Annotated in this window: 11 protein-coding genes; 9 read left to right on the top strand and 2 right to left on the bottom strand. The window is 69.3% G+C overall.

Going from position 1 to position 13,900, the window contains the following annotated elements; translation table 11 throughout:
- Positions 1-102 precede the first annotated feature (102 nt).
- Complete coding sequence (locus tag F1D61_RS27545) at positions 103-732, top strand: tyrosine-type recombinase/integrase (RefSeq protein WP_135414701.1); 630 nt, start codon at positions 103-105, stop codon at positions 730-732.
- A 204-nt stretch (positions 733-936) separates the two neighbouring features.
- On the opposite strand, the gene F1D61_RS27540 is transcribed toward F1D61_RS27545, so the two are convergent.
- Positions 937-2,091 carry an epoxide hydrolase family protein gene (locus F1D61_RS27540; RefSeq protein ID WP_135414700.1) on the bottom strand — a complete coding sequence of 385 codons (1,155 nt, stop codon included), beginning with the start codon at positions 2,089-2,091 and terminating at the stop codon, positions 937-939.
- A 161-nt stretch (positions 2,092-2,252) separates the two neighbouring features.
- Here F1D61_RS27540 and F1D61_RS27535 point away from each other — a divergent pair, with 161 nt between their 5' ends.
- A complete protein-coding gene (locus tag F1D61_RS27535; RefSeq protein WP_203155253.1) occupies positions 2,253-3,143 on the top strand; it encodes a LysR family transcriptional regulator in 891 nt (296 codons plus the stop codon).
- 305 nt (positions 3,144-3,448) lie between these two features.
- Here the strand turns inward: F1D61_RS27535 and F1D61_RS27530 are convergent, their stop codons facing one another.
- Positions 3,449-4,150 (bottom strand): IclR family transcriptional regulator, encoded by a 702-nt coding sequence (locus F1D61_RS27530; RefSeq protein ID WP_203155252.1) that lies wholly within the window; start codon positions 4,148-4,150, stop codon positions 3,449-3,451.
- Positions 4,151-4,340: 190 nt separating this feature from the next.
- Here F1D61_RS27530 and F1D61_RS27525 point away from each other — a divergent pair, with 190 nt between their 5' ends.
- From F1D61_RS27525 to F1D61_RS27495, 7 genes are all read left to right on the top strand, one after another.
- Positions 4,341-5,675, top strand: coding sequence for an MFS transporter (locus F1D61_RS27525; protein WP_203155251.1), 1,335 nt, complete (start codon positions 4,341-4,343; stop codon positions 5,673-5,675).
- A 17-nt stretch (positions 5,676-5,692) separates the two neighbouring features.
- Positions 5,693-8,746, top strand: a complete 3,054-nt coding sequence (gene ydiJ, locus F1D61_RS27520; protein ID WP_203155250.1) for a D-2-hydroxyglutarate dehydrogenase YdiJ — start codon at positions 5,693-5,695, stop codon at positions 8,744-8,746.
- A 23-nt stretch (positions 8,747-8,769) separates the two neighbouring features.
- Positions 8,770-9,684, top strand: a complete 915-nt coding sequence (locus F1D61_RS27515) for a DUF1932 domain-containing protein (RefSeq protein WP_203155249.1) — start codon at positions 8,770-8,772, stop codon at positions 9,682-9,684.
- A gap of 247 nt (positions 9,685-9,931) precedes the next feature.
- Positions 9,932-10,606, top strand: a complete 675-nt coding sequence (locus tag F1D61_RS27510) for an RraA family protein (RefSeq protein ID WP_203155248.1) — start codon at positions 9,932-9,934, stop codon at positions 10,604-10,606.
- Positions 10,607-10,644: 38 nt separating this feature from the next.
- Entirely contained in the window at positions 10,645-11,964 is a 1,320-nt protein-coding gene (locus F1D61_RS27505) for an MFS transporter (RefSeq protein ID WP_432443181.1), read from the top strand.
- 31 nt (positions 11,965-11,995) lie between these two features.
- Positions 11,996-12,913, top strand: coding sequence for an SMP-30/gluconolactonase/LRE family protein (locus tag F1D61_RS27500; RefSeq protein ID WP_203155247.1), 918 nt, complete (start codon positions 11,996-11,998; stop codon positions 12,911-12,913).
- A gap of 8 nt (positions 12,914-12,921) precedes the next feature.
- Positions 12,922-13,863 (top strand): amidohydrolase family protein, encoded by a 942-nt coding sequence (locus F1D61_RS27495; RefSeq protein WP_203155246.1) that lies wholly within the window; start codon positions 12,922-12,924, stop codon positions 13,861-13,863.
- The last annotated feature ends 37 nt before the right edge of the window (positions 13,864-13,900 follow it).

The following is a 13,900-nucleotide window of genomic DNA, read 5'->3' as shown; positions in this document are numbered from 1 at the left end:
CGACTCTCTTCTCGGCATTTGCAGAACCAAACCGCCATCAGCATTAGGCTCAGCGGCATCGGCAGATGTCTCCTGACTTGCTCCTCAATCCAGGAGCTCGTCATGCAGGAAACCTCAACCATTCCGTCTACCACGCGTGTTCCTTGGAACCGTGGCCGTATTGTCGGACCGAAACCACCCCTGAAGCCCAAGCACATCTGGGCCTTGCGAACACGCCTACAGCTCGCCAACCGTACGCGAGACCTCGCCCTCTTCAACCTTGCCGTCGATAGCAAGCTGCGTGGGTGCGATCTTGTCCGCCTACGCGTAAGCGACGTTCACCTCGGCGATGCAGTCCGCCTCCGCGCGACTGTGTGCCAGCAGAAGACCGGAAGGCCGGTGCCATTCGAGATCACCGAGCCAACCCGCGAGGCTCTTGCGGATTGGCTGGCTTCGCGCAGCCTACGAGCGGGCGACTGGCTGTTCCCGAGCCGCTCTCGGCGTGGTCAGCACCTCACTACGCGACACTACGGTCGGCTTGTTGACCACTGGGTCGCTTTGATCGGCCTGGACCCCGCAGCCTACGGCACGCACAGCCTACGGCGAACGAAGGTCGCACTGGTCTACAAACGTACTGGCAACATCCGTGCCTGCCAACTGCTGCTTGGCCATACCAAGCTGGAGAGCACGGTGCGCTACCTCGGCATCGAAGTCGATGACGCGCTGATCCTGTCTGAGCAGACCGAGATATGAGTTGGACGCCGCGGTCGACTTGACCGCGGCGTTTCAGGAAGGAGGTTTGCTTTCAGGCTTCAAAATTGGCGCACAGCCGACGAGGCGGCATGCGAACTGCTGATCCCACGCGAACGTGCGATCCGCCACCACCCAGCAACTGCATGGGGTGGGAAGCGGACCCTCAATCGACGGCGCCGGATCCGCCTGCTTGGGGAGACGCGCTTACCGGATGAGGCCGAAGGTTTCCCTTATGTCGTCGACGAACGCGGCCGGGTTTTCCATCGCGGCGAAGTGGCCACCCTTGGTCGGCTCGTTGAAAAAGCGCAGGTCCGCAAATCGCCGCTCGGCCCAACGTCGTGACAGGCGCACTGCTTCGCCGGGAAACATGCTGATGCCGGCCGGTATCGGGATCGGCGCGTTAGACATCCCTTCCGCTCGGTCCTGGGCGTTCTCCCAATAGAACCTGGCAGCACTCGCACCGGCATTGGGAAGCCAATAGAGCATGATGTCATCGATCATGTGGTCGAGCGGGATCACTCGCTCCGGCTCACCATCGCTGTCGGTCACGTCGCGAAATAGCGCATAGATCCAGGCAGCGAGGCCTACCGGCGAGTCCGCCAGCGCGAAAGCGACCGACTGCGGCCGCGTATTCTGCAGCTGCATGTATCCGGAATGCTCGCTCCAGTAGCGCCCTGCATCGGCGAGCATCGCCCGCTCTTCCGCCGTCGCCTCCGCGATTTCCTCGTCGGCGGGACGGAACATGACCATGTTCAGGTGGATGCCTGCGAGTCCCGGGGCGCGCATGTGCGCGAGAGCCGTCACGACGGCCGCCCCCCAATCGCCGCCCTGCGCCATCCAGCCTTCCCCGTAGCCGAGCCGTTGCATCAGTTCGCCCCAGGCCCGTGCGACGCGCACGACGCCCCAGCCCGGAGCGTTCGGCTGGTCGGAGAAGCCGAAGCCCGGCATCGACGGGATCACGAGGTGGAAAGCGTGTCGCGGGTCACCGCCGTGGGCTGCGGGATCCGACAGGGGCCCAATGACGTCTCGGAATTCTAGGACCGACCCCGGCCAGCCGTGCGCCAGGAGCAGCGGCACCGCGTCGGGTTCTGGCGAGCGCACGTGAAGGAAGTGGATGCCAAGTCCGTCGACGGTGGTGCGGCTGCTGCCCCAGCCGTTAAGCAGCGCCTCAGCGGCGCGCCAGTCGTAGCCGCTGCGCCAACGGTCGACGAGCGTACGCACAGCGCCGAGTGGCGGACCCTGGCTCCCATCCGTGACGGTACCCGTATCGGGCCAGCGGACTCGGGCGAGACGTTGGGCAAGGTCCGCGAGGGTCTCATCCTCAATTCGGATCGGGAACGGCGTGATGGCATCGGTCATGGCACAATCCTCGTCAACCCGCAGAGCCGGGGGTGAGGACGGCGCCCCCGCGTCCTCGTTCATGACCTATCCCCTGCGGATGATCGGGGTGTTATGGCTGGCCCTCACCCCCGTCGTCAGATGGGCGCACCGCGACAGGCTGTTGCCGAACTGGAACGACGATGCAGCTGGATGACCTGCGCGCTTTCGCCCGTATCGCCGACCTGCTAAGCGTGTCGGCTGCGGCGCGCGCGTTGTCCGTGCCGAAATCCAGCATCAGCCGCTCGCTCGCCCGGCTGGAGCGCGATGTCGGAGCCGCGCTGGTCGATCGCTCGACCCGGCACCTGCGCCTCACCGATGCGGGTGTGGCGCTGTACCCGCACGCGTTGCGCATCGCCGTCGACGTGGACGAGGCTGCGGCCGCCCTCGACGGCCTCGCAGGCGTGGCCCGGGGCACCTTGCGGGTCAGCCTGCCGTTCACCGTCGCAGTGGCGCTGGTGTCACCCATGCTGCCCGCGTTTCTCGCCGCCAACCCGAAGGTGCGGGTCGTGCTCGACGTCGAGAACCACTTCATCGATATGCCCGTGGAGCCCGTCGACCTCGTGATCCGGGTCGGAGCACTGACCGATAGCGACCTGATCGCGCGTCGCCTCATGAGCTCGGAAACTTGGACCTGCGCCAGCCCCGCCTACCTGACCGCCAGGGGCACGCCCGCCAGTGTCGCTGACCTCGGAGATCATACGCTGATCGCCTATTCCGACCGCGCAACCACCTGGGGGCCCGGTCCGTTCGGAGACGCCGTGGGGCGCGCGGAATTCCTGCCCGGGGTGGTCGTCTCGGACTCCGCGGCGCTGTTGCCGGTGGTCGTGGGCGGCGGTGGCATCGCCCGCCTGCCCGACTTTATCGCCGCCGCCCCGGTCGCGGATGGCAGGCTCGTTCGCCTCTGGCCTGGGCACGGAGGCGATCTGATCGACATTCACGCGATCTACCCCAGTCGTCACAGCCTCTCGGCGAAAGTGCGGGTTTTTATCGATGCCTTGCTGGCCTGGCTTCATGAACCCGACCGGCGCTGAACCCGCGACGCATGATCTGATCTTCCGTCCAGTGAACAGGCGTGGTCGTAGACGGTCGGGATTTCTCTAGGTTGGCATCGCCCATGAACGGCAGTGCTGAAGCGAGTAGCGCTCGATGCTGCGGGACCGCTCAGAGTCAGGAGCGGCGGTTCCGCGCCAGAAGGCCTCAGGTCGGTTCATGCCGCCAGGCGGCAGACGAACTCCTGACCCGAAGCGGCTTCTCGGCTTCCTTGGCGCCCACGTCCGGAAGGCCGCACGATCCGGACCTTCGCGGCGGCGACGTTGACGATCGGCCTTGCCTCGCTTCACATCTGCGCCCCCAGTTCAGTCGACAGGCGCTCGGCGGCGGCCCGGAGCCCCGGCGCCAGGAGACCGGCCCGCTCGGTGCTGAGGCGCGAGGACGGGCCGGACAGCGCGAGGGCTCCGATCAACCGGCGCCCGGCACCGAAGATCGGCATCGCCAGGGAGGCGACGTGGGGATCGGTGATCCCCGAGGTGTAGAGCGGCAGCTCGGGCGCCGCCGCCGGGTCCACCCGATCGCCGAAGGTCGCCAGCACCTGGGCGATGGCCGATTGGTCCATCGGCCGCATGTCGCCCGGCCGGACGTTCATGCGCAGAGGATAGGGCGAGTCGGCCCGGAACAAGCATAGTCTCTGATTGCCGCGGCGAATGTAGAACGAGGCCGTCTCCATCGACTCGGCGGCCAGGCGCTCCAGCACCGGGACCACCCGCTCCTCCAGCGCGAAGGATTGCTGGTAGACCGAGCCGATCCGCGCCGCCTCGACGCCGAGGCGGTAGCGCCCGTCGTCCAGCCGCTCGATGAGGCCGAACTTCTCGAGCGAGATGCACAGCCGCATGATGGTGCTCTTCACCAAGTCCGTGCGCCGGGCGAGCTCCGTCAGTTCGAGCGCGTCGTCGCCGCGCTGAAACGCGGTCAGGACGGTCAGCACCCGCTCGGCCGAGGCGACGCCTTCGAGCTTGGGTCTCGGTCGGGCCTCTTTCGGCATTCGTCTCACGCTCACGGGTTTCGGGCTTCGCGGTCGCTCCCCTTAGCGGCGCCGCGCGCCGCCGCCAAACCACCCGACCGGGCGCTCCCCCCCTGCGACGTTCGCGCAGGATTCGACGCGCTTGACCCGTCCAGGCGACACCGCTACTCAAAATGAAACGCCGTTGCAAAAACGGCAGGGAGCAAACGTCATGACACGGGCAGGACCGGCGCAGCCGGCATTCTCACCACCGGGTGCGGTCGACGAGGCAGCGCTGCATCGCAAGATGATGTGGCGGATCCTGCCGTTCCTGTTCGTCTGTTACGTGATCAGCTACCTCGATCGCGTGAATGTCGGCTTTGCCGCTCTGACGATGAACAAGGATATCGGCCTCACGGCTACCGCTTTCGGCGTTGGGGCCGGCCTGTTCTTCTTCGGCTACTTCATCGCCGAGATCCCCAGCAACCTGATCATGATGCGTGTCGGGGCGCGAATCTGGATCGCCCGGATCATGATCACCTGGGGCCTGGTCTCGGCGGCGACGGCCTTCGTCACCGGCCCGGTGCAGTTCGGCATCGCGCGCTTCCTGCTGGGCCTGGGCGAGGCCGGGTTCGTGCCCGGTGTCTTCCTGTACTTGAGCCTATGGTTCCCCTCCGCGGTGCGGGCCCGCGCCACCGCCCTGTTCCTGCTCGGCATCCCGGTCGCCAACATCGTCGGCTCGCCGATTTCCGGCGCGCTGATCCAGCTCGAAGGGTTCGGCCTCAAGGGCTGGCAGTGGCTCCTGATCCTCGAAGCGGTGCCGGCGGTGGCTCTGGGCATCGCCTGCCTGTTCGTCCTGACCGACCGGCCCGAGAAGGCGGCCTGGCTGTCGCCGGCGGAGCGCAACGCCCTCGTCGCCAAGCTTGCGGCCGAGAAGGCGGCGATCGAGCAGAAGCACAAGATGACGCTGGCCCAGGCTCTCCGGAACTGGCGCGTCCTGATGCTGGCCTGCATCAACTTCTGCGCCATCGTCGGATCTCTCGGCATCGGCCTGTGGCTGCCGCAGATCATCAAGCAGCTCGGTCTCGCCACCTCCCTCGTCGGGGTGGTGACGGCGATCCCCTATGTCTGCGGCGCGGTCGCCATGGTGGTGTGGGGCCGGATGTCGGATCGCGGCAGCGACCGGACGATCTACCCGGCGATCTCGCTCTTCGTGGGCGCGGCGGCCCTGGTGGCGAGCGCCGTCACGCCGACGCCGGTCCTCACCATAGCGGCGCTCTGCGTGGCGGTGATGGGCATCAACTCCTTCGTCGCCACCTTCTGGGCGGTGCCGTCGAGCTTCCTCACCGGGCGGGCGGCCGCCGGCGGGATCGCCATGATCGTCTCTATCGGCAATCTCGGCGGCTTTGCCGGGCCGTACATGATCGGCCTGGTGCGCGACCTCTCCGGCGGGTTCACCGCGCCCCTCGTCGCGGTCGGCGCCTGCCTGCTGGTCGGTGCAGTCCTGATGCTCGCCTTCGGCCGCAAGGTCCGGCAGGCCGACGGGCCCGTCGCGGTCGCGGCCTGATCCGGGGGGCTGCCATCATGATCCCGCGCCTCGCTTCCCTTCCCGAGACGGCGCCGCTCCACGCGGCCTTCTGCGCCGAATTGCGGGCGCGAAGCTTTGCCGGCGATCTCTCCCTGTCGGGCGCCGACCGCACCGTGCTGGCGACCGACAACTCGATCTACCAGCTCACCCCGCAGGCGGTGGCTTTCCCGCGCTACCGCGACGACCTCGTGCGGATCGCCAAACTGCTCTCCGAGGACCGGTTCGCCGGGATGCGGATCGCGCCCCGGGGTGGGGGCACCGGCACCAACGGCCAGTCCCTCACCGACGGGCTCGTGGTCGACCTCTCGCGGCACATGAACCGGATCCTGGCGATCGATCCGCAAGGCCGCACGGTCCGGGTCGAGGCCGGCGTGGTCAAGGACCAGCTCAACGCGGCGCTCAGACCCCACGGGCTGTTCTTCGCCCCCGAGCTCTCGACCTCGAACCGCGCCACGATCGGGGGTATGATCTCGACCGATGCCTGCGGCCAGGGCTCATGCCTCTACGGCAAGACCCGCGACCACGTGCGGGCGCTCACCACGATCCTCTCCGACGGCACGGTCTGGCACTCCGAACCCCTCGACGCGGCCGGGCTCGCGGTGGTGCAGGCGCGGGGCGACCGGGCCGGGGCCATCCACCGGGAGATCGACCGGATCCAGCGCGAGAACGCCGCGCTCATTGCCGAGCAGTTCCCGCCGCTCAACCGCTGCCTCACCGGCTACGACCTCGCCCACATCCGGCGCGAAGACGGGTTTTTCGACCTCAACGCGGTCCTGTGCGGCTCGGAGGGCACCCTCGGGTTCCTGGCGGAAGCCACGCTCAACGTCCTGCCGCTGCCGAGCCACGCGGCCCTAGTCGTCATGCGCTACGGCAGTTTCGACGCGGCGCTCCGCGATGCGCGGGCGCTCAGCGATCTCGCGCCGGCCTCGATCGAGACCGTCGATTCGACGGTGCTGGCGCTCGCCCAGGGCGATCCGGTCTGGGACGGCGTCGCCGCCTTCTTCCCCACCGATGCGGGCGAGCGGGCCCGCGGCGTCAACCTCGTCGAGTTCGTCGGCGACGGCGAGGCCGTGGTCGCAGCGCAGCTTGCCCGCCTGACCGCCCTGCTCGACGCGGCCGGACCCGTCGCGGGGCGGCGCGGCTACACGATCGCGCGGGCTGAGGCCGAGATCGGCCGGATCTGGACCATGCGCAAGAAGGCGGTTGGCCTTCTCGGCAACCGGACCGGCGAGGCGCGCCCGATCGCCTTCGTGGAGGACACCGCGGTCCCGCCCGAGAACCTTGCCGACTTCATCGCCGCGTTCCGGGCTGTCCTCGACCGCCACGGCCTCGATTACGGCATGTTCGGCCACGTCGATGCCGGCGTGCTCCATGTCCGCCCGGCGATCGACATGAAGGCGCCGGGCGCGGAGAGCCTGGTGCGCGCGGTGACTGAGGAGGTCGTCGCGCTGACGCAAGCCTATGGCGGCCTGCTCTGGGGCGAACACGGCAAGGGCGTGCGCTCCGAGTTCTCGCCGCTTGTGTTCGGCCCGCTCTACCCGGCGCTCCAGGCGGTGAAGGCCGCCTTCGACCCGGGGAACCAGTTTAACCCCGGCAAGATCGCGGCACCGGAGGGCGGCAACCTTCTTACCATCGACGGCGTGCCGACCAAAGGCAGCCACGACCGGGCGATTCCCGCCGAGGTGCGGGCGGGTTACGACGAAGCCTTGCACTGCAACGGCAACGGCGCCTGCTTCACCTACGATTCCGACGAGGCGATGTGCCCGTCCTGGAAGGGTACGCGCGAGCGCCGGCACTCGCCCAAGGGCCGCGCCCAGCTGATGCGCGAGTGGCTGCGCCGGCTGGCGGTGCAGGGAGTCGACCCGCTAGCGGAAGCCCGTGCTGCGCGGACCCGCCCCGGCTGGCGCACCTTCCCGGCCCGCCTCGCCGCGAGCCTGCGCCGACGCGACGACGACTTCTCGCACGAGGTCCACGAGGCGATGGCCGGATGCCTCGCCTGCAAGTCCTGCACCGGGCAATGCCCGATCAAGGTCGACGTCCCGACCTTCCGGGCGAAGTTCCTCGAACTCTATCACGGCCGCTACCTCCGGCCGCTGCGCCACCATGCGGTCGCGGCCCTGGAGCCGCTGACGCCCTGGCTCGCGAAGGCCCCGCATCTCGTCAACGCGGCGATGCGGCTCGGGGCGGGGAGGGCGGTCGGCCTCGTCCACGCGCCGATGCTGTCCGGGCTTGATCTGCGGCGCGAGACGGCGCGCCGCGGCGTGGCCCTCGCCGATCCGGAGGTCCTGGCGCGGCTCTCGCCGGCCGAGCGGCTGGCGAGCGTCGTCGTGGTGCAGGACGCCTTCACCAGCCACTACGACACGCCCGTGCTGCTGGCGCTCCTCGACCTCTTGATCGGCTTGGGGATCCGGCCCTGGCTCGCGCCCTTCCGGCCCAACGGCAAGCCGTTGCACGTCCACGGCTTCCTCGGGGCGTTCGAGCGGGTCGCCGCCGCGAACGCCGCCGACCTCGACCGGATCGCCGCGGCCGGCATCCCCCTCGTCGGCCTCGACCCGTCGATGACCCTGACCTACCGCTCCGAGTACCGCCAGGTCTTGGCCGGCCGCGACCTGCCGCAGGTCCAGCTCGTCCAGGAATGGCTCGCCGGACGCCTCGATCCCCGCGCGACCGACCCCGACGGGGAGCCCTGGTGGCTGCTGGCGCACTGCACCGAGCAGGCGACGGCGCGAGCCGCCGTGACGGCCTGGGCGACGGTCTACCGAGCCTTCGGCCTCTCCCTCGCGGTGCTGCCCTCGGGCTGCTGCGGCATGGCCGGCACCTACGGCCACGAGGCCGAGAACCGGGCGACCTCCGAGCGCATCTACGGACTGAGCTGGGCGAAGCCCGTGGCCGACAAGGGCCGGACCGGCCGCCTCCTCGCCGACGGCTATTCGTGCCGCTCGCAAGCCAAGATCGTCGACGGCGTGCGGCTGCCGCACCCGGTCGAGATCCTGCGCGACCGCCTTGCCACGACGATCCCCGCGCCCCGCCTCACGGCAGCGGCGCACTGACCCCGACATCACTGGAGTTACCCATGACCGAGCGCACGCAATTCCGGTTCGGCCTCGTCGGCTACGGCGAGATCGGCAGCACGCTGGGCGCAGGCCTGCGCGGGGCCGGCCTCGAGCGCATCGCCTGCTACGACAAGTACGCGTTCGACGGGCCATACGCCGACCTGATCCAGGGCCGCGCGCGGGAGGCCGGGGTCACGCTGGTGCGCTCGAACGCCGAACTCGCCGAGGCCGCCGACCTGATCGTCAGCGTGACGCCCGGCGTCGCCTCCCTCGACAGCGCCGAGGCCTTCGCGCCGGTGCTCTCGGAGCGCCACACCTTCCTCGACTTCGCCTCCGCCACCCCGAAGGTGAAGCAGGGCGTCGCCGAGCGCCTGTCGGCCACCGGCGCGCTCCTCGGCGACGGCGCGATCGAGGGCACGCCGCTCCACGGCTATTCCATGCGGATGCTGTCGAGCGGGCCGGCCGGCGAGCGGGTGCGCGACCTCCTGGTACCCTGGGGCATGCAGATCGCCTTCATGGGCCCGGCCCTCGGCACGGCGTCGGGCATCAAGATCCTGCGCTCGGTTCTGATCAAGGGCATCGAGGCGCTGCACGACGAGATGCTGCTCGCCGCCCGGCAATACGGCATCGACGAGGTGGTGCTCGCCTCCGCCTCGAAGACCCTGGCCCGACCCTGGATGGACACGGTGCAGAGCCTGACCCCGTCCGGCGTCATCCACGCCAAGCGCCGGGCCGAGGAGCTGGAGATGTCGGCCGAGGCGGTCGCCGATTCCGGCGTCGAGCCGATCATGGCCCGGGCCATCGCCCAGCGCCTGCGCTGGAAGGAGAGCCTGGGGCTCAAGGACCACTTCAAGGGCCTCGTGCCGGCCACCTACCAGGAGGCACTGGAGGCGATGGCCGAGAAGGCGGGGTTGAAGGCGATGAAGCCGGACTGATCCCAGATCGTGCAGCGACAATTCTCCGCCAACGGTAATCTTGCTCTCCATCGTCATTCCGGGGCCGCGTAAGCGGAGCCCGGAATCCAGAACCGCAGTTCTTTCCGAAGAATACGGAACGCTGTCCGCCTTCTCGTCTCCCACCTGAGCGTCTGGATTCCGGGCTCCGCTTTCGCGGCCCCGGAATGACGCGGTGGATGTCAGATGCCTTGAGCGAAATCAACGCTCTCAACTCCGGAACGCCCCCATGCCCATCGGCTTCAAGATCCATCCCCGCACCCGCACGGTCGACGCCGCCACGGTCGAGAAGTTCAAGGCGATCGCGGTCGCCAACATCAGCGATTCGATGAGCCGCATGGTCCATGCCGGGCCGCGCCTGCGCCCGATGCATGGCGGCGGCGTGCTCTGCGGCGTCGCCCTCACGGTGCGGACGCGGCCCGGCGACAACCTGATGGTGCATGCCGCCCTCAACCGCGCCAAGCCCGGCGACGTCCTCGTCATCGATGCCGGCGGCGACCTCACCAACGCGCTGATGGGCGAGCTGATGCTGGGCCACGCGCAACAGATCGGCGTCGCCGGCGTGGTGCTGAACGGCGCCGTGCGCGATCTCGGCTGGATCCGCGCCAACACGCTGCCGGTCTTTGCCGCCGGCGTCACTCATCGCGGGCCCTACAAGGACGGGCCGGGCGAGATGAACGTGCCGGTCGCCCTCGACGGGATGGTGATCGCGCCGGGTGACCTCGTCGTCGGCGACGACGACGGCGTCGTCTGCGTGCCCTTCGACCAGGTCGAGGCGGTCTATGCCGCCGCCGCCGCCAAGCAGCAGGGCGAGGCCAAGACCATGGCGGCGATCCGGGCCGGCACCGTCGACCGCTCCTGGGTCGAGCGCGCGCTGGAGAAGGCCGGCTGCGAAGGCCTCTGAACGACGCGACAGACACCAGGAATTCGGGAGGACGGGACGTGAGCGCCGCAACAGACGAGCCGCAGACCCTCGAGGCAACGACGATGCGCCGGGTGATCCTCCGGCTCGTGCCGTTCCTGATGGTCTGCTACTTCTTCGCCCTGCTCGACCGGGTGAACGTGGGCTTCGCCGCCCTGCAGATGAACCAGGATCTCGGGCTGACGCCTGCGATGTTCGGCTTCGCCGCGAGCCTGTTCTTCGTCTCGTACTTCCTGGTCGAGGTGCCGAGCAATCTGGCGCTCCAGCGCGTCGGGGCGCGACGCTGGATCGCCCGGATCATGATCACCTGGGGGCTCGTCACCATGGGCATGGCGCTCGTGACCGGGCCGCACTCGCTCTACGTCATGCGCTTCGTGCTCGGTGCGGCGGAGGCCGGGTTCTTCCCCGGGGCGATCCTCTACCTCACCTACTGGCTGCCGAGCCGGTACCGGGCCCGCGTCCTCGCCACCTTCACGGTCTCGATCCCGCTCGCCACCTTCCTCGGCTCGCCGCTCTCGGTCTCGCTGCTGGAGCTGCACGGCCTGTTCGGGCTCAAGGGCTGGCAATGGCTGTTCGTGTTGGAGGGGCTGCCGACGGTGCTGCTCGGCATCGCCTGCCTGTTCGTGCTGACCGACAAGCCGAAGGACGCGACCTGGCTCGAGCCCGCACAGCGCGACTGGCTGGTCTCCCGCCTCGCCGAGGAGGCTGCGGGCAAGACCCCCGTCGGCCACATCTCGCTCTGGGGGCTGATGCGCAACAGGTACTTCCTCACCATGGCGCTGGTCTGCGCCGGGGCCTCGGCCACCGGCAGCACCCTCTCGGTCTGGCAGCCGCAGATCATCAAGTCGTTCGGGCTCACCAACCTCCAGACCGGCTTCGTCAACTCGGTGCCCTACGGCATCGCCACTGTCCTGATGATCCTGTGGGGCCGCCACTCGGACCGCCGGGCCGAGCGCACCTGGCATACCGCGATCCCGCTGCTGCTCGCCGGACTCGGCCTCGCCGTCCTCAACCTCGCGGGCGGCATCACGATGACGATCGTCGCGGTGTCGTTCGCCCTCGTCGGCGCCTACGCCTTCAAGGGGCCGTTCTGGGCGCTCTCGGCCGGCTGGCTCTCGGCCGGCACCCTGGCGGCGGGGCTCGCCGGCATCAATGCCATCGCCAACCTGATCGGCGGCGGGCTGATGGTGAACGTCGTCGGGCTGGTGAAGACCGCGACCGGCAGCTTCGCGCTGGGCCTTCTCCCGGTGGCGCTCCTCGACCTGGCGGCCGCCGTCAGCGTCGTGATGATCAGCCGCTCGCACGCCCGCTCCGTGCGGGCGCAGGCGGTCCCGGCCTGATCGCGCGGTCCCAACCCTTTCGAGGCACCCGATGTTCTTCTCTCCGCCGCCGGCCGTCACGGCCGAGCTCTTCACCCGCCTGCCGGACCACTACCGCACGCGGAAACCCACGGCCTGGGCCAACGCCAACCGGGGCGGCGAGGCGATCGATTCCTTCCTCGAAGGCCCGGTTTTCGACCGCCAGGGCCGGCTCTATGTCACCGACATCCCGCACGGCCGCATCTTCCGGATCGCGCCGGACGGGACCTGGGACCTCGTCGCCGAGTATGACGGCTGGCCGAACGGGCTGAAGATCCACCGCGACGGCCGGATCTTCATCACCTGCTACAAGAACGGCCTCATGCTGCTCGATCCGGATTCGGGATCGGTGACGCCGTTCCTCGAGACCGCGGGCTCGGAGGGTTTCCGGGGCGTCAACGACCTCACCTTCGCGGCGAACGGCGACCTCTACTTCACCGACCAGGGCCAGACCGGCCTCCAGGACCCGACGGGCCGGGTCTACCGCCTGCGCCCCTCCGGCGAGCTGACCTGCCTGATCGACACCGTGCCGAGCCCCAACGGCATCGTGGTCGACACCGCGATGAAGAACCTGTTCGTCGCGGTGACCCGGGCGCAGCAGATCTGGCGCATCCCGCTTGGCACCAGCGGGCTGGTCTCGAAGGTCGGGGTGTTCGCGCAGCTTCATGGCGGAATGGGCGGGCCGGACGGCATCGCGCTCGACGAGGAAGGCTGCCTGATCGTCGCCCATACCGGCTTCGGCTCGATCTGGCGCCTGTCGCCGGTGGCCGAGCCGCTGCTGCGGGTGAGGTCGCCCGCCGGGATCTCGACCACCAACGTCGCGTATGGCGGTTCCGATCGGAAGACCCTGTTCATCACCGAATCCGCCACCGGCAGCATCCTCACGGTCCCGATGCCGGCTCCCGGCCAGCCCCTCTTCTCCCACGCATGAGCGCACCGATGAGCACGATGACGCGGCGCGACCACCTCGCGCTCCTCGCAACCGGCTCCCTCGCGGCCGGGCTCGGCGGCGCCGGCCCGGCCGCCGCCCAGGCCGTGCGCTGGTCCGGCGGCACCGAGAAGCCCCGGATCGCGGTCCCGGCGAACGCCGCCGATTGCCACCACCACATCTACGATGCCCGCTTCCCCCCGGCGCCGGCCGCGACGCTGCGCCCGCCGGATGCGAGCGTCGAGGATTATCGCGCGCTCCAGCGCCGGCTCGGCCTCACCCGCAACGTCGTGGTGCAGCCCTCGACCTACGGCACCGACAACCGATTGCTGGTGGAATCGGTAAAGGCCTTCGGGCCGAGCGCCCGCGGCGTCGCGATGCTCGATGCGAGTGTCACCGCCGACGAGCTGCGCCGCCTCGACGAGGCCGGCATCCGCGGCGTGCGCTTCGGCACGCGGCTGCCGGGCGGCGCGCCGATCACCGATCTCGAACCGGTCGCCCGCAAGATCGCCGATCTCGGCTGGCACATCCAGCTCGTCTCCGAGGGCGAGAAGATCGTCGAGCTGCGCGACGTGCTGGAGCGTCTGCCGGTCCCGGTGGTGTTCGACCACATGGGCCACCTGCCGGAGCCCGCCGGGCCCGACCATCCGGGTTTCCGGGTCATCGCCGATCTGATCGCGAACCGCGGCGCCTGGGTGAAGCTGACGGGCGCCTACATCCTGTCGAAGTCAGGCCCGCCGTTTTACGCCGACCGCGGCCGGCTTGCCCGCGCCTATGTCGCGCTCGCGCCCGAGCGGCTGGTCTGGGGCTCTGACTGGCCGCACCCGACTTCCCCGGCCGAGGGCAAGCCGGACGATGCCGGCCTCCTCGACCTCCTCGCGGAGTGGGCGCCCGATCCGGCCGTGCAGGCCAAGATTCTCGTCTCGAACCCGGCCCGGCTCTACGGGTTCTGACGGGTTTCGGACGAAGCGGCGCAATAAGGACAAGTCG

It is taken from the genome of Methylobacterium aquaticum (genome assembly GCF_016804325.1).
GTDB lineage: Bacteria > Pseudomonadota > Alphaproteobacteria > Rhizobiales > Beijerinckiaceae > Methylobacterium > Methylobacterium aquaticum_C.
Note: the sequence above shows the minus strand (reverse complement) of the source record. Positions and strands in the feature narration are given on the sequence as shown.

Coding starts and splice junctions, on each gene's coding strand:
- F1D61_RS27545 (WP_135414701.1), top strand. CDS start 103: ATGCAGGAAACCTCAACCATTCCGTCTACCACGCGTGTTCCTTGGAAC.
- F1D61_RS27540 (WP_135414700.1), bottom strand. CDS start 2,091: ATGACCGATGCCATCACGCCGTTCCCGATCCGAATTGAGGATGAGACC.
- F1D61_RS27535 (WP_203155253.1), top strand. CDS start 2,253: ATGCAGCTGGATGACCTGCGCGCTTTCGCCCGTATCGCCGACCTGCTA.
- F1D61_RS27530 (WP_203155252.1), bottom strand. CDS start 4,150: ATGCCGAAAGAGGCCCGACCGAGACCCAAGCTCGAAGGCGTCGCCTCG.
- F1D61_RS27525 (WP_203155251.1), top strand. CDS start 4,341: ATGACACGGGCAGGACCGGCGCAGCCGGCATTCTCACCACCGGGTGCG.
- ydiJ (WP_203155250.1), top strand. CDS start 5,693: ATGATCCCGCGCCTCGCTTCCCTTCCCGAGACGGCGCCGCTCCACGCG.
- F1D61_RS27515 (WP_203155249.1), top strand. CDS start 8,770: ATGACCGAGCGCACGCAATTCCGGTTCGGCCTCGTCGGCTACGGCGAG.
- F1D61_RS27510 (WP_203155248.1), top strand. CDS start 9,932: ATGCCCATCGGCTTCAAGATCCATCCCCGCACCCGCACGGTCGACGCC.
- F1D61_RS27500 (WP_203155247.1), top strand. CDS start 11,996: ATGTTCTTCTCTCCGCCGCCGGCCGTCACGGCCGAGCTCTTCACCCGC.
- F1D61_RS27495 (WP_203155246.1), top strand. CDS start 12,922: ATGAGCACGATGACGCGGCGCGACCACCTCGCGCTCCTCGCAACCGGC.